We start from the raw sequence: 20,848 nt of genomic DNA on the forward strand, positions 1-20,848 counted from the left end.
AAACTGGTGGAATGAGGACACATTCCACCTCTTATTATAACACTATAGGAGGTAATTATCATGACTAGAATGAATAAAAAGATTAATTCAATTGAATTTATTTCAAATGGTAATCTGTATGATTTAAGACTGCAAGAAACCGACAAAGAAGATAAAGTCAGACAATACGAAAATGGTTATTTAAAAGGTGTTGCTGCAAGAGGAAATAATGAACCTTCTGAAATTGTTGTCTTATTAAAAAGTATTGAGATTATGAGAGATACAGACTTTGTTATTAAAGCTATAGAGTTTGAAAAAGATAATGAATTGTATGAATTAAGATTACAAGATGTATCAAATGGTGATTGTAAAGTAAGGTTATATAAAAACAATGAATATATAGACAATCTGAGTAAATCAGATACAGAAGATAAGTACAATATCGTTTTAATTAGAGCTTTAGGTATTTTGAACTCATCTCAAAGGAGAGTGGTTTAAATGATTAAATATCATACACAAAAATCACTCGAAAAACTACAAGATGTGATTGATAATTTTGTTAATGAAAAAGGCACTGGAATTACAAAAAATATAGATGAGAAATCAATTATACTCATCGGTTCAGATATGAAAATCGTAAATGAAGAAAGTCAATTCTCTTTTGTAACACTTAATGTTCAAACATTGGAATTAGATAAAGAAATAAAAAGCCCTAAAGATTGGATAACTGAGAAAAAGCCATTTAAATCAGTTGAAGATTTAGAAGAATACTTGAATGAAACCACTTATGAAGAATTAATTTGGTTCAAAGCGTTATAAAATTCTAAGGAGGGTTACTATGTTAGAGCAAATATTTGAAGCACATAACAAAAAGTATATGTTCTCAAAGATTGTTAACCTTTGGGGTGATGAAGAAATTGGTTTATATGAAAATTCGGATTTAATTGGATATCTAAATGAAAAATATTCAGTAGAAGAAGCAATCAAATTGATTACTGCACATCAGGAATTTAAAAAGTTAGGTGTTATAGTTTGATTCTGTTATTCCCCTGCTATGTTATGGTGGATATAAAAAAAGCGACCACACAAGTGATCGCACATTTGGTTAACAGAATCATCTATTGAACCAAACAAAAAGGTATATTTATTATAACATAATTATAGACGGAGGAACTAATATGGATTTCAAAAAAATTAATGAGGTTTTAAATCACGATCAAACTATATACACAAAATCTAATGGTATGAATGTAGCAATTAATACAGAATTAGGTTGTTATGTATCAGAAACAAGTGGTGTTTACTCGGTTTCTGATTTAAAAAACAATGACTTAACTAATATAGGACAAGAACCTATAAAAATCTTAGGTATGCAAGAAGTCGGAGATATACTTGGCAAAAGTAGACATGGTGTGCGCTGGGCTTTAGAAAATGAACATTATGATGTAGTACCTAAACCGGCTTTTGTAAATCATCAAAAACGTGGCAATACTTATTTTTGGTTAGAATCACAATTTGATAAGAAAGGTTGAAAAATATGAAGTACATCAAGACGTTACTCGCAATAATCCTAACAAGTACCCTATTAGCTGGGTGTGATTTGGAAAAGGATATTAAAAGAGAACTTAAACAAGAAGCTAATAATCAAATAGATAAAGGTTTAAATGAATTAAAGTCGAAAGCGTTTAGTAAAAAATCGACAGTAAAAACAAGTGAAGAAGATAAGGCGCTTATCAAAGTTCAAACTAACGAAGAAAATTACGCTTTATTGAACGACAATAAAACAACACTCACAGATTATGATCAGCAACTCTTGAACCAAAATGGTAATGATAAATTTTGGGCTAACTATTCAGATTTAGATGATTTAGGTAGAGGTGGCAGAGTTACAGCGCTTGTGACTAAGGAAGCAGTGGATAGTCATTCATCTAAAGCACAAGAACGCCCCTCTTTTGATTCAACAGTTAGACTTGCAGGCGAATTTAAAGATGGTACTTACGATCCACTTGAAAAAAGGTGGAAAGGCAATGAAAGTAATAATCAAATATTACAGTTAGATGGTTATAGAGGTTATATCTATAACAAATCTCACTCATTAGCATGGTCATTGGGTGGAGATATGGAAACACATAATTTAACACTAGGTACAAGAGCGCAAAATGTTGGTAGTAATAGAGCTAGTGAAGGTGGCGGTATGGGTTATCCTGAAACTCAAGTGAGAAATGCGATATATAACCACCCTGAAGCTAAGATTTATTATGATGTACACCCTGTGTACAATAATGATGAATTATTACCACGGGGTTCACATGTGAGAGCTTATTCTATTAATGACAACGGTCAGACTGTTAACTTAAACGTTTGGGTATCTAATACTCAAAAAGGTGTATCGATTAATTATAAAGATGGTACTTATGAATATTGAAATAGTTAGGGGGATATTATGGAATTTATTGTAAAACATGCAAGTAAAATAAGAATGATAGTTATTGTTATTTTTATAGCTATTATTAATTTGATTGGAGATAATATATATTCTCCTTATTACTATATACCGTTAACTATCTTATTTATGACAATACATTTTTGGTTAATCGGCATTCGAAACAAGAGACAAGCTTTAAGTATCAAAGCTTTTAGGGTAAATATGATATTAAATATTATCCTTTTTATACTATGTTTTATAGGTGTGTATATATTTAGTGTAGACAATCACTGGATTAACAATCCTTTTATTGTACTATGTTACATTTTTATTATAGTAATAATAGCAATTTATATATATCACAGAGAAAGAAAAAATAATGAAGTATCTAATGGTAAATGATAATAGAACATATATTGAGGTTACTTGTCCTTATTGTAATAATCATGATGGAAATTTATTTAAAAAAATTAACAATGCCACGATGAAATTATCAAGATGTAATACATGTAATAAGGTATATGAAATTAGGAAAGAAAAACCTCACAAATACTTGATTGTAAAATATCAATGACAAATATAAAAACCACAACAATTATAGCGACTTGTTGTGGTTTTAACGTTCATATGACATAGTGTTGGTTTATTAGTGTATGATTAAATGCTGCCGTAATTAACAACCTATAAGTTTACTATACAATATTTTACATACGAATGGTAGTATATATAAGTCCGATTTTAAAGGAAAAAAAGAGAGAAACATAGATCAAAAGGGAACTATGTTTCTCTTTATAATTATTAAACAGTTTCTTGAATTGTATCTATATAATTCCCGAATTCTGTTTTTATATTAGTAATTGTTTCTTTAGAAAAACTTATGATATCTATCACAGAATTACTAAGATATATCATATTTTTATCATTATAGAAGATGATATATGGTTCTACTAATCCTTTTTGAATATATAAAGAATAATTAATTATTTCTGTATTTTTTATATTTTCAATAGTTGCAATAATATATTTTTCATCAGTATAATGGAGTTCTTCATGCCAGTTTGTAATAGATAGAAAACGACCAATTCGTGTTTTTTCTCTAAATTTAACAGGATATAAATACTCAGATAAAAATGAACACTTTGTATTAGATTGGTTGCTAAACAACTGATTAATAATTTTAGAAAGTTGCTTTTTTTCAAAACTATCTATATCAAAACGCATTCTATTTTCATGAGATGATTGAAAAAATGGAATTTCACTTTCTAAATCAAAATTTATTTGTTGTTCTCCGATGTTAATAATCATTTTTTAATCTCCAATTCTTTTTAGGTTGGCATCATATGTACCGCTTCTTGTTTTCTTACTACCTAGATTTTTAATGCTACTTGCACCTTTCCATGCTCCTCCATTGTGACCATCTTTATCAACAGAGATATATTTGGGATTGCCTTTACCATTTTTCTTAAAGACCTTTTTGCCATGAGATACAGATTTTGTTGCAGAATAACCTAAGTTTTTAGCTGCTTGAGCAGCAACTTGAGGGCTTGTACGAATCATTGATGTTACAACGGTTTTACCATATTTTTTGATAGCCATTTTAAGACCTTGTTTAGCTATAAAGCCAACTAATACAGCGACTACAGGAGCAACTGAAGCTTTAACTTCATTTGTATCATATACTAATTTTTCTCCAGTATCTTGATCAGTAAATTCAGCTTTAAAGTCATTTTCATTCACAATTCTTAAAAACGTTACATCATATGTTTTATCTAGGTTATTACCATATTCGTCATTTAATGAAGCGTCTACGGTAATTTTATCTGTATTTTGATCAAATTCTAAGCTACTTTCAATATCTAAATCATTTGAGTTATAATTATTTTCAATGTAATTACGGTTATCTTTGGTATAAATATTTTCGTCAATGTTATTTTCGTTCACTTTACTATTAGCACTATTTATATCTGTTTCTTTAATAACTTCAGCAGCTTCCGCAAAGTTTCCATAAGTAATCGTGATTATACTAGCAAGTAATAAAGCTATAAGTTTGTTTTTCATATTTTCTCCTTTGATGTATCAATTTATTGGGTATTTTTTTAAAACATGTGACAAATTATTTCTTGAATCCAATTTAGTTGTTAGGTAAGAAGTGAAATAAGCAGCGGCAAAAGATGTTCCATTTACAGTTGTAATTTCATCTTTTGAATCTAATGTATAAACTTCGACACCGGGCGCTTTAAAATCGACTTTTTTAGTTGGTGCATAAATAAATGGTTTGTTATTTTTATCTATTGCTGTAATAGAATAGACCTCATTGAAACGAGCAGGATAGTCACTATAATCATCCATATTATTTCCCGCTGCACCTACTAAAATGATACCTTGTTTTTTAGCTTTTTTTATAACATCATGTAATTCTTTGTTGTAACGTTGAAAGCCAAAACTCATATTGATAATATCTACATCGTTTTTAATACACCAATTGATGCCATTCACTATACTATCTGTCTCTCCACCGAGTTCATCATCTAAAACCTTAACATCGTAAATACTTACTGTTTTGCTTATCCCGATTAACTTTTCTTTATGTTTCCCATATGTGATAATACTTGCGATTTGTGTGGCATGATTACTTTTAGTGTTTATTTGATTACGTTTATTTATAGCATCATATTTTTTTATGACAAACGCATTGTTAATTCTTTCATTATTAATACCTGTATCTAATATAGCCACTTTGGTATTAGAGTTGTTTGAATCTTTTTTTGTTAAATTTAGCGTTTCCCACGTCCAATTATTTGGCTGTTTGTAGAAATAAAATGAGAAAAAAACTATAAGAATAATGATTACTATAAATAGATATTTGACACTACGTTTCATACGACACCCATCATTATTATCTAAATATACCCTTATTGAGATTGTTTAGAGAATAAAGACCTCCTGTTTAAATTTATATATTCAGTAATATAAAGAATAAAAAACATTCTGAATATATATACTTTATATATTTACTTATCTTCATATTTATGTCAATGATTGTTTGTATTTACAATATATGTTTATAAAGTTCATGTTTATGCTTTATGACCTGCTATAAGTCCTTTTCTTTCTAATAATGTACCACTATTTAATAAGCTTGAACCGCGCATAACAATATCTTTGCCATATTTCATACGTATAAAATCTAAATGATTTTCGAGTGTCTCTGTCTTAATTTGATACGGATCGTCGAATAAAGATAGTTGCTTAATTTGGTTTGGAATAAATTTGCCAAATGATATCGCGATCGTTCTATAAAGTCTGTCCGGTTCTAACCGTTGAGATAAATAATCCCATAATAATTGTGTGATAACATAAGTATTCATAAATCCCGTTTTATTTGTAAATTGCTTCCGCACGCCTCCAACGTCTGCATAACCGACACTCACGCTAATACGTGTAGGGTATAAATTGAGCTTTCTAGAACGGAAATAAACTTCATCTACTTGTTCATTTAATACAGTCTTAAGTTCATTCATACTGTAATCACGCATAAGTATTTGCGACTTACCTAGAGATTTATCATATATACGATGAGGATTTCTAATGACGCTTTCATCAATACCATTAGCATGCAAATGAAGGTCAACGCCAATAACGCCAAAGTCCCGCTTCAAATATTCCACAGGATAGTTAGCTAAGTGACCAATTGTAAATATCCCTTTCTTATTAAGCTTAGCTTCTGTACGTCGATTGATTCCCCACATGTCTCGTAAAGGTTGAATGGACCAAACTTTAGACGGCACATCTTCATAGCGCCATTCTGATATACCAAGACTCGTATGCTTTGCGTCAATATCCATCGAAAGTTTCGCGAGTAATAAATTAGAGCCAATGCCAATCGTGCTACGAATTTGAGTATAATTAAATATACGCTCTTGAAGTTGCATCGCTAATGAAAAGGGAGAATGCGCAAATAAATGATACGACTCTGATACATCCATAAAGAATTCATCTATACTGTATTGATGAAAATCTTCAGGAGCAACATAATCCAAAGCAATTTTGCTAATCTGTGTTGATAATTGCATATATTTCTTCATAGATGGATTAATAACATAGATATCTTTACGTTGAGGTATTTCATATAAACGAGAACCTGTTTTAATACCAATTGCTTTTAAAGGTGGTGTAGCTGCCAAGACAACAGAACCTTTACGCTTCGTATCAGCCACAACAGCTAGCTTAGTCGTTAGCGGGTTCAAACCTTTTTCAATACATGAAACAGACGCAAAGAAACTTTTTAAATCCACGCATAAAATATCCCGATTTAGACAATAACTGTAGTCATACATAAAAATCACCCTAGTCATATTGTACTTTTATTATACGAACATATGTTCTATTTTGTAAAGTATAAACTTGTGTAAAAGCACAATATATTATCATATGATGATTGTGACGTATTAGATTAAGACTTTAAATCTTGCCATTCTTCTCTTAAAAGCCCCATTCTAATAGAGTCGTAATAAGTTCCGTTATAATATCTTACTTTTCTAATTCTAGCTTCCATCGTCATACCAAGACGTTCTCCAATTTTAATCATGCCTTTATTTCCTGACCAAGTCGTATAACCAACGCGAACAATATCTAAAGTATTGAATAAATGATCAATCCACATACGCATGACATTAGTGCCAATGCCTTTACCCCAATTATCAGATTGATAGATTGAAATACCCATCTCTAGCCACTTAGAAGGTTCATGTTCCCAGTAATAAGAGACTGTACCAATAACTTCGTTGTTGTATATCACAGCCCATCTATTCGGAACATTTATCCAATCATCCTTTTGTAGCAAGAAATCATCATATGACATAGCATGATGAGGAAAATAAGGCGCATCCCATAACTTCCATTCAGGATTTGAGTCCTTAAAAGCCATCTGCCATATACTATTTAAATCTTCTAATTTAATAGGTCTAATATGTAATTCACAATTTTCACCCATGTTATCCCTCAGTTCTGTATAAAATAATTAAAATTATTATATCATGTGAATTGGAAAAATTATAATTTCTTTGAAGTTTACAGTTTTGAAAATAAGCTATATGAATTATTAAGAATATGTAGCCAATCAATATAATCTAATAAAAAATGGTTACTTTCCATCGCATAATTTTAAAATAAAGTTTTTGACAATAATATTTATAAATTATAAAATAAAAAAAGAGAGGTGCTCATTATGTCAGAATATGTTACGAGAAATGAATTTGAACAATTTAAAAAGCGTGTTGATGAACGTTTCGATACTTTGAACAATAAGATTGATCATTTGCTAAGTATCATTCAAGACAAAATTACAATTTCAATGAACAACTTTGAAAGAAGTATTAATGAAACAATAAGAAAAATAGAAAAGCGGTTATTGCATCTGTTCTATCGGGTGTAGGTGTATTAATAACACCAGCAGGGTTAATTGGAAATATATTAGGTGTGTTTTAATAAGAAAGACTTAATCTTACAAAATTGTAAGCTTAGAAGCCTGTTGTGACAACAATGTTAGGACTATTTCAAGTGAGATGATGCTATCATTTTACTTGAAAGGAGAGATAACATTGAAAGGTTTATTAAAAGGTATTGTTTTTCTAATTATATTTGTCATTTTATGTTGTTGTTTATTAATCGTTATATTTAGTACATCTGGCTCAAGTGAGATTAAAGGTGTATCAGATCAATTAAATCCATTTATGAAAGAGAAATACGCTTATGTAAAGACAAAGCTACCTGATGCTGTTGAAGAACATAATATTAGAAGATATAAGCAAGATATTGTAGATGAAGATGGTAAACGTACGAAAGTGGAATTTATATCATCAGATGAGCTTAAAACAAATCACTATTTAAAAATTAAGCATAAAGGGGCACATGTGGAATCATTTGAAGAAGTTGATAAAAGTGAAATACCAAAGAAAGTGCTAAACGTTATAGAATAAAAAAGAACGAGATGATCAATTTATCTCGTTCTTTTTATTTGTAATAAATATTTAATATAACGAAATATTCTTCAAGTATATTAATTAATTATAGTTTGTAATACAATATAAAAATAAAATATAAGGGGGATTATTATGAAGTACAAGTTTGGAACAGCAATAATTTTGACGACAAGTATATTATTTTCTCAATCTGTTGGATATATCAATGCAGAAGAACATCAAAGTGAACAAACAGAGAACACAAGCAAATCGATTAGTTTTGAACAAGCACAAAAGATGAACCCGAAAGAATTAACAGGCTTGCTAACGGATGAAGATCTTAAATTACATAATAAAGATGCAGAAGAAAATTCTACAGAAATAGAATCCAATCAACATACAAATGAAGCGTATCAAGATGTTAATAATTATATTGCTAAAAATAATATTAAGCCGTCTACAATCACGCAAGATTCTAGAATGGATAGTTTGCCGAAATATGACTATAAATCAGATAAGTTTATCGGTGTGATTATACATGAAACAGCTAATCCTGATAGCACAATAGATGAAGAAATCAATTACATGTATAACAATTATGAAAGTGCGTTTGTTCATGCTTATGCAAGTAGTAGTAAAATTGTTCAAACAGCATCTAGTGATTATTTAGCTTGGGGAGCAGGTGCAAAAGCCAATCCATATTTCTATCAAATAGAATTGGCTCAATCTAGTACATTTGACCAGTTTGCGAAATCGGTTAATAATCAAGCATATTTAACTGCGAAAATGTTACACCAAAATGGACTGAAACCATCATTAGCCGATAATAATGAAGGAACAGGTACAGTTATCAGTCACAATGCCATTAGTCAGTATTATGGTGGAACAGATCATACAGATCCAATCAATTACTTTAGTCAGTGGGGCTATGATATGGATCGATTTTATAGTCTCGTTCAAAAGCATTATAATGATTTAAATGAATCGAGTGACAGTATTACAGGCGATACACATACTGTTGTTTCTGGAGATACGTTGTATAATATCTCTCAAAGAAGCGGCGTAAGTGTAGCTAAACTTAAATCATTAAATAATTTAAGTTCAAATGATATAAGTGTAGGACAAGTATTGAAACTGAAATAATTAAAAACACCTCTAAAGTGCAAGCGTTACTGTAACTTTAGAGGTGTTTCTTTATTTAAATTTAGGTATCAATTTAATATAGAATAGTTCGCCAATAAGCTCGACAAGTGTTTGTGTGACGACAACAGTTGTTACAATTGTTGACCATTTGTCTGGTAGAGATAAAGCTAATGGTAAGACAACTAATGCATTTCTTGTGCTAGTACTAAAAGCAATTGTGCGTTTTAAATCTGAAGGTAAAGCAAAGATTTTACCAGAAAGATAACCAATAAAAGGCGCGATGACCATAAAACAAATGTAAACAGGAACAACTATCCATACGATGTGTAAATCATTAAATATTTTTGAAATTTGAGAGCCTATAACCGTCATTAATACGAGTCCCATAAAAGGAACAGGCAACCATTCTGATAAAGATAAAATATTCGACATAGCATCGGACTTTTTGCTTAAAATCTGCATAAAAATAGCTATGAATAAAGGTACTAGAATAAGGTATACAAAAGTCTTTAGAAAAGGTATAAAGTCAATGTATTCCGAGAAATCTTGGTTTAAAAATATAAGAAAATATATCGGTAATAAAATGATTTGTAGAATAAATAAAATAGGTGTAGCAATCAACATAAAGCTTTCATTTCCGTGACCTAACTTCGTAAAAACAATTACATAATCAATACAAGGTGTCAGTAAAACTAAGTAAATGCCGATTAGAAGCGGTGTAGATGTAATATGAAATGCTGTGACAATTAGAAAAACAATGATAGGAATAAAAATAAAATTAGCAATAATAATTGTCACAAGAAATTTAAAATTTAATGCCTTTTGACGTAAAGATAAAAAAGGAATTTGCGCAAACATACTAAACAATAGAATCGCAATTAAAATAGAAATAAAAGGTTCAAAAATAAGACTAGTATGGTCAAACAATAGACCGAAACCTACACCCACCATAATAAATAAAAGATATATATAAATTTGTTTATCCTCTAAAAAAGACTTCAAGTAAGACATCATAACCTCCTGTAAATCGCTTAATATAAATCATAGTATGAAGTAGAAATTAATTCAATTGAATAAAAAGATAATGAATATTATTATAATATGAATACTAATACTATATTTATTGATATTTGTAAGGGGATAGACACATGAAATCTATTTTTATGATGGATGAAATAAATGATACGGAAGAAACTCAAAAAACAGCAAAATATTTTATAGATAAAATTGAAAATTATATTGATATTCTGAAAAAAGATTACGAATTAAATGACATGCCAGAACACGTCATATGGACAAGCGATTATGTAATGACACACGTATTTAAGAAGAATGTACCAGCGTTTACAAATGAAAAAGGTATATTTATGAATATTGAAAAAGAAAGTTGGAAGACCTTTTTAAATGGTCAAATCAAAAGTGACATGTCTGAAACGACTCAAGACATATTTAATAACTATTTAGAGAAAGAAATATTATGCATATTAGGTCATGAAATTACGCACCATTGCGACTTCTTTTTAACAGAATTTGATGATCTTGACTTAACATCAGATGACTTATGGTTTGAAGAAGAATTGGTTACTTTCTTACCAAGGTATTATTTATATAATGACAAAGAATTTAAAGAAATTATACAGTATGAAACAGAATTATTTAATTATTACAAATCAAAATATGATGAAAATAATTTAGAATCATTCACATATGAAATTTATAAAAGTAATGATAATGCATATGTTATGTTTCATTACTGGAAAAGCTTTTTAGCAATAGTTGATTTAGTTGAAAACTACTATGAAGGCAACATTCATAAGATGATCAAACAATATCAACAATGGAATAAAGAAGGGAAAAAACAAAAATTAAGTGAATACCTATTTCGGAAATAAGGGAGTATTATATGGATAAAATATATATAAATAAAGATTTAATATTAAGAAATGCAGAAACAAAAGACATAGATGATTATCTTTCAGTTCCTTTTAATAAAGAACTATTAATGATGTATGGATCAACAATGGATTATAGAACTTCAAAATCAAAAGAAAAAGCAGCTTTATTAATTAAAGAAATTCAGAATGAACCTTATGAATGGGCAATTGTATACCAAGATAAATTTATAGGGCAAGTTAGATTAGTTGTTGATGATATTAATAACAAAGCAAAATTTGCAATAGGGATATTTAATCCAGAATATTGGTCTATGGGAATTGGAACTAAAGTTTTAGCAGCTGTAGTAAATTATGGGTTTGAATATTTGAAATTACATAAAATTTACTTAAGAGTATTGAAATATAATACTCGTGCAATTAAGGCATATGAAAAAGTAGGATTTATAATTGAGGGAGAAGAACGTGATAGTGCATTTATAAAAGGTGAATACTATAACGATATTCATATGGGTATTTTAAAATCTGAATTTTATATCAATCAATAGTAGCAAGAGACTAATCATACTAATAATTACAAGAAGAAGCGGTGGAAAATGACAAAAGTTATTATAATTAGAGGGAATTCAGGAAGTGGGAAGTCATCTTTAGCAAAAGAATTACAAAACAGAATAGGATTTCATACTTTGTTAATTTCACAAGATACGATTAGAAGAGAAATGTTATACGATAAACCTGGCAATAAGACAGTGGAACTCATCGATCATTTAATCAGATATGGATTGGAAAACTGTGATTATATGATTATTGAAGGTATTCTTAAAGCGCATAGGTATGGTGATATGCTGAGAAAAAATTTTCAGGCAAGAAAAATGTGTATACGTATTACTATGATATATCTTTTGAAGAAACGTTAAGAAGACACAAGAATAAAGAAAATGCTGAATTTGGTAAGGAAGAAATGAGTAACTGGTTTGTTGAGCATGATTATTTAGGTTTAGAAAATGAAAAAATAATAAAAGAACATATAAGTTTAAACGATATGGTAGAAAAAGTGTTGGAAGATATTGATTTTAAAGAATAACAGCGACTTTTCAATAAAAAAATTTAATGCTTACCTATCCTTTATATAGCAAATGGGTTAACGCTTTCATACTTTAGCATAATATTGATTTATTTCGAAAACTGAAACAAAATAGATGAAATATTAGCTGAGATGTTCTAATATGTACAAATATGATAGTGAATAAATCAAGGGAGTAATGAAAATGGAAAGTTTTATATTTAGCGTTATTGGAGTTGTAGTATTAATAGCTTTTATTGTGATGTTAGGCACGACGGTTGTTAAAGCGATTAGAGATACTAGGTTCAGGATTCCGTTGCTAAGTACCATTATATTATTCTTTTTAACTTTAGGTTGTGCTGTTGGAGTTGTTTCAACTGAACCTGTCCAAGATAATCAATCAAAAATTAAGTTCGATGATCACGTAGCAGAAGCACAAGCGAATGAATATGTTCAGAAAAAAATGAACCATTCTAAAGAGATTAATTATGACAAGTATAATAATGAAACATATAGCCATAACGAATTGTTAAAAATCACAAATGCTAAGGTTGATAAAATTAGCCATAGTGAAGCAGGTGATAAAATCGTCGAAGTTACAAAAGGTAGTGGGGACGATAAAGTGTCATATTATATTATAGATTATGATCATAAAAAACTTGAAGAAGGCAAAAGCTATACTTTTTATGGTAAAGAAGATTTGAAATATGATGCAAACAGCCAATTACATGGATTTAATGTATGGAAAGTTGAATAGAGATAAGCAGAGTCTGGGACATATTACGTTGTCTTAGACTCTGTTTTTTTCGATTCTAATTCTCAATTCTAAATGAAAAATAAAAATTTGCTCTTGCCAAATAAAAATTCATGTATTATAGTTAAAACGTAGTCATTACGATTTACCTCCGGAAATGAGATGGCTACTTTACTTACTTAATATACGATTTCAAAAGAGTGAGACATCAATTGCCGTCTCACTCTTTATATCTAATGATTTATTTCAAAAATTTTAAATGTAAAAAGGAGTATATAAAATGGCGAAGAAGTCAAAAATTGCAAAAGAGCAAAAAAGAATTCAAATGGTTGAAAAATACCGTGAAAAACGTGAAGAATTAAAAGCTAATAAAGATTATGAAGGTTTGAAAAAATTACCGAGAGACGCTTCTCCAACACGTATTACACGAAGATGCCAAGTGACTGGCAGACCAAGAGGTGTATATAGAAAATTCGGTATGTCTAGAATCGCTTTAAGAGAATACGCACATAAAGGTCAAATACCTGGATTGAAAAAATCAAGTTGGTAAGATTTTTGGTTTATATGGGATAAATAGATAGAAGGTAGGGGAAATGTGTTGAATAAAATACCAGTTACAGTATTGAGTGGTTATTTAGGATCTGGAAAGACAACGCTGCTCAATAATATTTTGAAAAATAGAGAAGGATTAAAAATTGCAGTCATTGTAAATGATATGAGTGAAATTAATATAGATAAAGATTTAGTCATACAAGGCGGAGGTATTTCACGAACTGACGAAAAATTAGTAGAATTATCGAATGGCTGTATTTGCTGTACTTTAAGAGAAGACTTATTAATAGAAGTCGAAAAGATAGCTAAACGAGGAGATGTCGATCAAATCGTAATAGAATCAACTGGTATTTCAGAGCCGGTACCTGTTGCCCAAACTTTCTCATATATAGATGATGAATTAGGCATTGATTTAACTAGTATATGTCGTTTAGATACGATGGTTACAGTTGTAGATGCACATAGATTTGTTCATGATATGTATTCTGAAGATTTGTTGAAAGATAGAGATCAAGGTGTCAGTGAAGAAGATGAACGTTCTATTTCAGACTTGTTGATTGATCAAATTGAATTTTGTGATGTACTTATTTTAAATAAAGCTGATTTAGTAGACGAAAATGATTTAAAGCAATTAGAAATCGTTTTGAAAAAGTTACAGCCTAAAGCGAAATTTATCAAGACAAGTTATGCAGATGTACCGCTTCAAGAAGTACTCAATACAGGTTTATTTAATTTTGAAGATGCAAGTCAATCAGCCGGGTGGATTAAAGAATTAACAGAAGGTGGCCATGCACATCATACACCAGAAACTGAAGAATATGGTATTTCATCATTTGTCTACAAGAGAAGACTGCCATTTCATGCAGAAAGATTTAATCAATGGATGGAAAATATGCCAACGAATATTATAAGAGCTAAAGGTATCGTTTGGTTAGCTCAATATAATCATGTAGCATGTCTATTTTCTCAGGCAGGTTCTTTTGTAAATATTCACCCAATTACATTCTGGGTTGATGCGATGAAAGAAGAAGCGAAACAAGAAATCTTTGCTTCTAGACCAGAAATTAAAGCTGATTGGGATCCAGAATATGGCGACAGAGAAACACAATTTGTCATTATCGGTAGTGACTTAAATAAAGAAGAAATTACAAAAGCATTAGATCAATGCTTATTGAATTCAGAAGAAATTGATGCAGATTGGACAAAGTTAAACGAACCTTACCAATGGCAACTATCAACAGTATAAGTTAAAAGCATGAGTATAAGTAATTGCTCATGCTTTTTTGTATGCATAAAAATATCTACGACCTCCCAATATGAGATGCTTAATGTTATGATATTAAATAACTAAATTGTAACTAAAAAGGAGTCATTACAATGATATTAGAAACGGAAAGAATCAAACTCGTACCCCCAGCATATACATATCTTGAAAAATTATTTGAAGTTCATCATGATCCAGCAAATCAAAAATACAACCCAGCAGGTCCAGCAACAACAATAGAAGCTTTTAGAGAAACATTAGATCAATGGATTAAACATTATGAAGACCATGGATTTGGATATTACGTCTTGATTAAAAAAGACCACTATCTCGCGTTTGGCGTATGTGGGTTGCAGTATAAAGAAATATTAGGACAAACATATTTGAATATTTACTATCGAATAGAAGCTGCAGAAACACAACAAGGACTCGTATCAGAAGCAAGTAGAAAAATAATCGAGCACGTCAAAGAATTAACAAATAACCAATATAAAATCGTAGCATTAACTAAAAAAGAAAACACACCTTCAATAAAGACAGCAGAAAAATTAGGATTTAAACATAACCCAGAACTAGATGATTACGACGGACAAGGCAATGTGTATTACTTTAGTGAATAAGGAGTGGTGGGATGGAAGTAAGGTTACTAAATAAAAATGATGTAAATGCATTTAGGAGTCTTAGGTTACTAAGTTTGCAGACAGATCCATCTGCATTTGCGTCTTTATATGATATTGAAATAAACTATCCGATTAGTAAATTTGAACAGCGATTAGAATGTAGTGATACAAAATTTACAATAGGTGGTTTTGAAGATGAAAATTTGGTTTGTGTAGCTACTTTTTATAGAGAAGCGGTTAAGAAGATGCATCATAAAGGAAATTTAGTGGCGATGTATTGTCATCCTGATTATCGAGGTACAGGTATTGCTGAAAAAGTAGTCAATAAATTGATTATTGAAGCATCCAAGTTAACAGGTTTAAAATACATTGATTTAAGTGTCCTTTCTAATAATCAACGCGCAGTAGAATTTTATAATAAAGTCGGCTTTAACAAATATGCTACTGAACCTAATGCAATATTAGATGGAAAAGATTATCATGATGAAGACATGATGAGATATGAAATAGAGTGAAGAGACTGGATCGAGAAATATGGACCGATAAAAATAATTACCGGTCCAGAAACGGAAAATATGGACCGATAAAATAAAATAGCGACCCGAAAACGGGATTACCAGGTCGATAAAATAAATTATCGACCCGAAAACGGGATTTGCAGGCCTATAAAAATAATTATCGACCCGAAAACGGCATTACCAGGCCGATAAAAAAATTTATCGACCCGAAAATTGTAATAAGCTGAATTGTCCATAAGACGATTCAGCTTATTTTCATCTTATCAGCTTCTACACACTACATAACAGTTCGTTATTGTTGGTATATTAAATTAATCGAACATAATCAATTGAATATTCAAAATATTATGATAGAATAAACACAATTAAACATTATCAAACAAACAAAGGGGATTGATTTGATGAAAAATATTTATAAAGTGGGGATTTATGTATTAGTTTTAGCGTTATTTTTAGCTGGTTGTAGTAGTGGTGGGGATAGTGATGGTGCGAGTGGTGATTCAAAGGATACGCTACGTTTAATTGCACCGTCTGATTTAACGACATTAGATTCTAGTTTGGCTGTTGAAGCTGGTGCTTTTGAAGTGATGAATGCGACACAAGAGGGGTTATATCGTTTAGACAAAGATGATAAAGCAGAACCAGCGATTGCAACTGGTGATCCTAAAAAATCAAACGATGGGAAGACTTGGACATTTAAATTAAGAAAAGACGCGAAATGGTCTAATGGAGATCCAATTACTGCTCATGATTTCGTTTATTCATGGAGAAGAGTTGTAGATCCAAAGACTGCATCAGAATATGCATACATCATGTATGATATTAAAAATGCCGAAGCGATTAACAAAAGTGAGAAAAAACCTGAAGAATTAGGTGTGAAAGCAATTGATGATCATACTTTACAGTTAACGCTCAATCAAGAGTTACCTTATTATAAAGAACTATTAACATTTGGAACATTCATGCCGTTGAATGAGAAGTTTGTTAAAAAGCAAGGCAGTAAGTATGGGACGACTGTTGATAAGACGTTATATAGTGGACCATTTGTAATGAAGAGTTGGAAAGTAGAAGATAATTACTCGCTTAAGAAAAATAAACATTATTGGGATAAAGATCATGTATCACTAAAAGGTATCAATTATAGAGTCATTAAAGACGAACAAACGGCACTCAATTTATATAATAATGATAAAGTGGATACAACGGAATTAAGTTCGCAAAATGTCGAATCTAACAAAGATAAAGAAGGCTTCGATACGAAGTTAGAATCTGCTACTTATTATATTCAAATTAATACACAAACGAATAAAGACTTACAAAATAAAGATTTACGTGCTGCACTTGCACAAGCAATCGATAAAAAATCTTACGTAGAACATAATTTAAATGATGGTTCGAAACCAATAGATACATTTACACCTGAAAAAGTATTTACAAATGAGAAAAAAGAAGATTATAACAAGTTAGTCAATGCACCTTATACGTATGATATTAAAAAAGCACAAGCTTCATTGAAAAAAGCTAAAAAAGCATTAGGTAAAGATAAAATTGATATAGAATTTTTAACATTTGATCAAGATAATGCTAAAAAAGATGCAGAGTATTTTAAAGAACAAGTTGAAAAACATTTACCTGGTGTAACAATGTCGATTAAACAACAACCGAACAAACAGAAAATAGCACTGACTAAAAAAGGTGACTATGATGTAGCAATTACAGGTTGGGGACCAGACTATCCAGATCCAATGACATTTTTAGATTTATTCCATAGTGAAACAACTAAAGGCGAAACGGGATATAATAACCCTGAATACGACAAAATTATCAACGAAGGTAAATCTTCATTACTTCAAGATCCAGACAAGAGATGGCAAGAACTCGCTAGAGGAGAAGAAATGTTATTGAATGATGCAATGGTTATCCCACTTTATCAAAAAGGTAAAGCGAGATTAACGAAAAAAGAAGTACACGGGCGTATCATTCATTACGTAGGTACGAAAGAGTACAAACATGTAAAATTAGATAGATAATTTATTTATTGCTAGGGCATGATTCAATGTCCTAGCACTTTATTTTTTGCAAAGTTGAGTATTCTTATAAGAATAGTTTTGTATAGTTTGAAAATTATGATAAGATATTCCCAATCATTAAATTACATATCATCATTGGAGGATTTTAAATGGATTACTATACTAGGGATTTGAAACGATCAGATATAGAAGATATTCATGCATATAATGCTTTACCTGAAGTGAGTCAGTATCAAGCATGGGAGCCACAAACTTATGAAGAAACAGAAGCATTTGTTGAGATGTTATTAAATCGAGATGAAAATTGGATGTACAACGTCATAGTAGATGCAGAACATGATAAAGTCATTGGCGCAGTGCAATTAGTATGTGATACGAAAAATAAAAGCGGAGAACTTGGTTATATCATTCATCCTGATTATTGGGGTAACGGTATCGCAACGGATATTGGTAGAACGATTATTAAATATGGTTTTAAAGTATTGAAACTTAATAGAATTTGGGCATCAACAGATATTCGTAATACAGCATCTGAAATTGTTCTACAAAAGCTAGGTATGAAACATGAAGCCATCTTAAGACAAGATACAAAGCTTAAAGATGGCTACAGAGATTCATTGATTTATAGCATTTTAAAAGAAGAATATTAAAAATTAACAACAAAAGGTTCAGTACGATTTAAACAGTACTCGAACCTTTCTTTAAAGTTTTTCCAAGTAACCATATTCATAACTTCATCATAAGTAAAAAAGCCTACCTCTAAACTCTCATCACTCGTTTGAAGCGTGCCACCTGTATAACGCGCTAAAAATAATGTGTTGACGATAGAACTTTTTGTATTTTGGAAAATACCACAAAATCTTATAATTTCGATATCAGCACCAGATTCTTCTTTAACTTCGCGAATTGCCGCATCATATAAAGGTTCACCCAATTCAACTTGACCTCCAGGCATTTCCCAACCACGTTTAGGACCTTTAATAAGTAATATTTTATCTTCGTCATTTAAGACAATACAAGCAGCTGAAACAATATGTTTTGGAACCATAAGTAACCTCCTGTGAAAATTAGATTCTATTTAATCAAAAGTCGTACAAATAATATTTTATGATTAAATGACTAAATTGTCATATAATTACCTTAAATGTATATAAATATACGTCATTTTATAAAGGAGAACTTTTATGCCTATTAAAGTAGAACAGTTAAATATAAATTTTGATTATGAAGGAGATAACTACGAAATACATCCTACGCTGATCATCCAAGATGAAGAATTGACACTCGTTGATACAGGTTATCCAGGTTTCATGGATAAAATTGAACGAGAAATTAAACGATTAAATTACAATATAGAAAATTTGAAAAATATTATTATTACTCATTATGATGATGACCACATCGGTGCGTTAAAAGCTTTTAAAGATAAATATCCTAATACACAAATTATAAGTAGCTTTGTAGAAGCTAAATATATAGGTGGACATGCTAAATCAGAACGATTGATTCAAGCTGAAAATTTGTTAAATGAAATGTCAGAAGATGAAAAACCATATGGTGAAGCATTTGTTAATATGCTACTAGAATTAGAGCATGTCGATGTTGATGTAGAAGTTACAAACGGGGCGCTCATATTAAATAATGAAGTGGAAGTTATTGCGACACCAGGACATACGTCAGGGCATATTTCATTATATATACAATCAGTCAATAGCGTCATTACTGGAGATGCTGCTGTGAAAGAAGGAGAGACTTTAAACGTAGCGAATCCTGAATATAGTATGAATTTAGAAGACGCGGAAAATTCCTTAAAGAAAATTAAAGATTTAAATGCTGAGAAATATTATTGTTTCCACGGCGGATTGTTAGAGAAAGCTTGAAGATTATAAATCTATGATTTACATGTACACAAAAGGGTATAATTTAGGACAAGGTTATATTGTGAGGTGAGCGCATGATTAATATTATTCAAGCGATTGGTTCTATAGGGACCTTTATTATGGCGATTCTATATTTTATATCCGTCATGATTCAAATTCGCCAAATTAAAATATCATTTATACCTTATTTGTCTTTTGATCAGATTATATTGGAGAAGAAACAAAGTGGTATTAAAGTGATGAATTTAACTTCGTCTGATCATGAATATTTAAATACGGCTTTTAAGCTATTAAATTTAGGCGGCGGTTCTGCTAAAAATATTGAAGTCGTGTTAAAGTTAAATGGCGATGAATAATACAACGTAAACGTATTAATATTTTACCTAATAATCAATTCTATTTAATTCCTCTTAACCAAAAAGTCTTTAATGAATTTAAGAAGACAATCGACAATCACTATTTTGAAACGAATATGACAATTGAGTTGAAGTATGATGGTCAAGTTTCTAAAAAACGATCTTCCAATGAATATAGAATATCAATCGATGATTTTGTAAATATGGATGATAAAGATTTATATGAAATAACTTTTGAAAAATTAGAAGAATAAAGGTATTACATCAACAGGTTTTGAATTTATTTTTTAACCTGTTTTTTTAAAGTGAAGGCATATATAAATAGGTCAATTATAGTTAATAATTATTTGATTTTGCACTATTATTTTAAATAATTCATGCTATGATGAAATTATTAATCATTTGTAGAGGA

General features: G+C 30.2%; 30 protein-coding genes. 23 read left to right on the forward strand and 7 right to left on the reverse strand.

What is annotated here, in order from left to right:
• The first annotated feature begins 60 nt into the window (after positions 1-60).
• From LQ686_RS04245 to LQ686_RS04270, 6 genes are all read left to right on the forward strand, one after another.
• Complete coding sequence (locus tag LQ686_RS04245) at positions 61-477, forward strand: hypothetical protein (protein ID WP_107566156.1); 417 nt, start codon at positions 61-63, stop codon at positions 475-477.
• Positions 478-798: a hypothetical protein gene (locus LQ686_RS04250; protein ID WP_107566157.1), complete on the forward strand. Its 321-nt coding sequence runs from the start codon at positions 478-480 to the stop codon at positions 796-798.
• A 19-nt stretch (positions 799-817) separates the two neighbouring features.
• A complete protein-coding gene (locus tag LQ686_RS04255) occupies positions 818-1,015 on the forward strand; it encodes a hypothetical protein (protein ID WP_084756558.1) in 198 nt (65 codons plus the stop codon).
• Between the two features lie 142 nt (positions 1,016-1,157).
• Positions 1,158-1,511 carry a hypothetical protein gene (locus LQ686_RS04260; protein WP_084756559.1) on the forward strand — a complete coding sequence of 118 codons (354 nt, stop codon included), beginning with the start codon at positions 1,158-1,160 and terminating at the stop codon, positions 1,509-1,511.
• 5 nt (positions 1,512-1,516) lie between these two features.
• A complete protein-coding gene (locus tag LQ686_RS04265) occupies positions 1,517-2,404 on the forward strand; it encodes a DNA/RNA non-specific endonuclease (RefSeq protein ID WP_107566158.1) in 888 nt (295 codons plus the stop codon).
• 18 nt (positions 2,405-2,422) lie between these two features.
• Positions 2,423-2,806, forward strand: a complete 384-nt coding sequence (locus tag LQ686_RS04270) for a hypothetical protein (protein ID WP_107566159.1) — start codon at positions 2,423-2,425, stop codon at positions 2,804-2,806.
• A 396-nt stretch (positions 2,807-3,202) separates the two neighbouring features.
• On the opposite strand, the gene LQ686_RS04275 is transcribed toward LQ686_RS04270, so the two are convergent.
• The 5 genes from LQ686_RS04275 to LQ686_RS04295 form a co-directional block, all read right to left on the reverse strand.
• Positions 3,203-3,709 (reverse strand): phage tail protein, encoded by a 507-nt coding sequence (locus tag LQ686_RS04275; RefSeq protein ID WP_107572999.1) that lies wholly within the window; start codon positions 3,707-3,709, stop codon positions 3,203-3,205.
• Positions 3,710-3,712: 3 nt separating this feature from the next.
• Positions 3,713-4,462 carry an SAR2788 family putative toxin gene (locus LQ686_RS04280; protein WP_107566199.1) on the reverse strand — a complete coding sequence of 250 codons (750 nt, stop codon included), beginning with the start codon at positions 4,460-4,462 and terminating at the stop codon, positions 3,713-3,715.
• A gap of 18 nt (positions 4,463-4,480) precedes the next feature.
• A complete protein-coding gene (locus LQ686_RS04285; protein WP_107566200.1) occupies positions 4,481-5,284 on the reverse strand; it encodes a S8 family peptidase in 804 nt (267 codons plus the stop codon).
• Between the two features lie 197 nt (positions 5,285-5,481).
• Positions 5,482-6,741, reverse strand: a complete 1,260-nt coding sequence (locus tag LQ686_RS04290; protein ID WP_107566129.1) for a Y-family DNA polymerase — start codon at positions 6,739-6,741, stop codon at positions 5,482-5,484.
• A 116-nt stretch (positions 6,742-6,857) separates the two neighbouring features.
• The gene (locus LQ686_RS04295) at positions 6,858-7,397 is read right to left on the reverse strand and encodes a GNAT family N-acetyltransferase (RefSeq protein ID WP_107566130.1); all 540 of its coding nucleotides are present in this window, start codon (positions 7,395-7,397) and stop codon (positions 6,858-6,860) included.
• A 234-nt stretch (positions 7,398-7,631) separates the two neighbouring features.
• Between LQ686_RS04295 and LQ686_RS04300 the strand changes: the two genes are divergently transcribed.
• The 3 genes from LQ686_RS04300 (at position 7,632) to LQ686_RS04310 (ending at position 9,507) form a co-directional block, all read left to right on the forward strand.
• Entirely contained in the window at positions 7,632-7,838 is a 207-nt protein-coding gene (locus LQ686_RS04300; protein WP_239733186.1) for a hypothetical protein, read from the forward strand.
• A 166-nt stretch (positions 7,839-8,004) separates the two neighbouring features.
• Positions 8,005-8,382, forward strand: a complete 378-nt coding sequence (locus tag LQ686_RS04305; protein ID WP_158011184.1) for a YxeA family protein — start codon at positions 8,005-8,007, stop codon at positions 8,380-8,382.
• 135 nt (positions 8,383-8,517) lie between these two features.
• The gene (locus LQ686_RS04310; RefSeq protein WP_119493957.1) at positions 8,518-9,507 is read left to right on the forward strand and encodes a LysM peptidoglycan-binding domain-containing protein; all 990 of its coding nucleotides are present in this window, start codon (positions 8,518-8,520) and stop codon (positions 9,505-9,507) included.
• A 51-nt stretch (positions 9,508-9,558) separates the two neighbouring features.
• On the opposite strand, the gene LQ686_RS04315 is transcribed toward LQ686_RS04310, so the two are convergent.
• Entirely contained in the window at positions 9,559-10,518 is a 960-nt protein-coding gene (locus LQ686_RS04315) for an arsenic resistance protein (protein WP_119495267.1), read from the reverse strand.
• Positions 10,519-10,655: 137 nt separating this feature from the next.
• Between LQ686_RS04315 and LQ686_RS04320 the strand changes: the two genes are divergently transcribed.
• From LQ686_RS04320 to LQ686_RS04365, 11 genes are all read left to right on the forward strand, one after another.
• A complete protein-coding gene (locus LQ686_RS04320; protein WP_239733187.1) occupies positions 10,656-11,399 on the forward strand; it encodes a hypothetical protein in 744 nt (247 codons plus the stop codon).
• Positions 11,400-11,410: 11 nt separating this feature from the next.
• Entirely contained in the window at positions 11,411-11,947 is a 537-nt protein-coding gene (locus LQ686_RS04325; protein WP_239733188.1) for a GNAT family N-acetyltransferase, read from the forward strand.
• A 48-nt stretch (positions 11,948-11,995) separates the two neighbouring features.
• Positions 11,996-12,316, forward strand: coding sequence for an AAA family ATPase (locus LQ686_RS04330; protein ID WP_107573006.1), 321 nt, complete (start codon positions 11,996-11,998; stop codon positions 12,314-12,316).
• Between the two features lie 44 nt (positions 12,317-12,360).
• Complete coding sequence (locus tag LQ686_RS14175) at positions 12,361-12,483, forward strand: P-loop NTPase family protein (RefSeq protein WP_275066766.1); 123 nt, start codon at positions 12,361-12,363, stop codon at positions 12,481-12,483.
• Positions 12,484-12,667: 184 nt separating this feature from the next.
• Entirely contained in the window at positions 12,668-13,219 is a 552-nt protein-coding gene (locus LQ686_RS04335; protein ID WP_107566059.1) for a hypothetical protein, read from the forward strand.
• A 277-nt stretch (positions 13,220-13,496) separates the two neighbouring features.
• Complete coding sequence (gene rpsN / locus LQ686_RS04340; protein WP_025904347.1) at positions 13,497-13,766, forward strand: 30S ribosomal protein S14; 270 nt, start codon at positions 13,497-13,499, stop codon at positions 13,764-13,766.
• A gap of 48 nt (positions 13,767-13,814) precedes the next feature.
• On the forward strand, positions 13,815-15,014 hold the full coding sequence (locus tag LQ686_RS04345; RefSeq protein WP_107566060.1) for a GTP-binding protein: 1,200 nt from the start codon (positions 13,815-13,817) through the stop codon (positions 15,012-15,014).
• A gap of 131 nt (positions 15,015-15,145) precedes the next feature.
• Positions 15,146-15,652, forward strand: a complete 507-nt coding sequence (locus LQ686_RS04350) for a GNAT family N-acetyltransferase (RefSeq protein WP_107566061.1) — start codon at positions 15,146-15,148, stop codon at positions 15,650-15,652.
• Between the two features lie 11 nt (positions 15,653-15,663).
• Positions 15,664-16,167 carry a GNAT family N-acetyltransferase gene (locus LQ686_RS04355; RefSeq protein WP_119475418.1) on the forward strand — a complete coding sequence of 168 codons (504 nt, stop codon included), beginning with the start codon at positions 15,664-15,666 and terminating at the stop codon, positions 16,165-16,167.
• Between the two features lie 404 nt (positions 16,168-16,571).
• The gene (locus tag LQ686_RS04360) at positions 16,572-18,200 is read left to right on the forward strand and encodes a peptide ABC transporter substrate-binding protein (protein ID WP_239733189.1); all 1,629 of its coding nucleotides are present in this window, start codon (positions 16,572-16,574) and stop codon (positions 18,198-18,200) included.
• 149 nt (positions 18,201-18,349) lie between these two features.
• Complete coding sequence (locus tag LQ686_RS04365) at positions 18,350-18,850, forward strand: GNAT family N-acetyltransferase (RefSeq protein ID WP_025904351.1); 501 nt, start codon at positions 18,350-18,352, stop codon at positions 18,848-18,850.
• Here the strand turns inward: LQ686_RS04365 and LQ686_RS04370 are convergent.
• Complete coding sequence (locus LQ686_RS04370) at positions 18,847-19,248, reverse strand: NUDIX hydrolase (protein WP_065381021.1); 402 nt, start codon at positions 19,246-19,248, stop codon at positions 18,847-18,849. The genes LQ686_RS04365 and LQ686_RS04370 overlap by 4 nt on opposite strands.
• 142 nt (positions 19,249-19,390) lie before the next feature.
• Here LQ686_RS04370 and LQ686_RS04375 point away from each other — a divergent pair, with 142 nt between their 5' ends.
• The 3 genes from LQ686_RS04375 to LQ686_RS04385 all read left to right on the forward strand — a co-directional run bounded on the left by LQ686_RS04375 (position 19,391) and on the right by LQ686_RS04385 (position 20,690).
• Positions 19,391-20,080 (forward strand): MBL fold metallo-hydrolase, encoded by a 690-nt coding sequence (locus LQ686_RS04375; protein WP_119475420.1) that lies wholly within the window; start codon positions 19,391-19,393, stop codon positions 20,078-20,080.
• A gap of 74 nt (positions 20,081-20,154) precedes the next feature.
• Positions 20,155-20,436 carry a hypothetical protein gene (locus LQ686_RS04380; protein ID WP_239733190.1) on the forward strand — a complete coding sequence of 94 codons (282 nt, stop codon included), beginning with the start codon at positions 20,155-20,157 and terminating at the stop codon, positions 20,434-20,436.
• Positions 20,437-20,552: 116 nt separating this feature from the next.
• On the forward strand, positions 20,553-20,690 hold the full coding sequence (locus LQ686_RS04385; protein ID WP_239733191.1) for a hypothetical protein: 138 nt from the start codon (positions 20,553-20,555) through the stop codon (positions 20,688-20,690).
• Positions 20,691-20,848 lie beyond the last annotated feature (158 nt).

It is taken from the genome of Mammaliicoccus sp. J-M41 (assembly GCF_022385935.1).
Lineage (GTDB): Bacteria > Bacillota > Bacilli > Staphylococcales > Staphylococcaceae > Mammaliicoccus > Mammaliicoccus sciuri_A.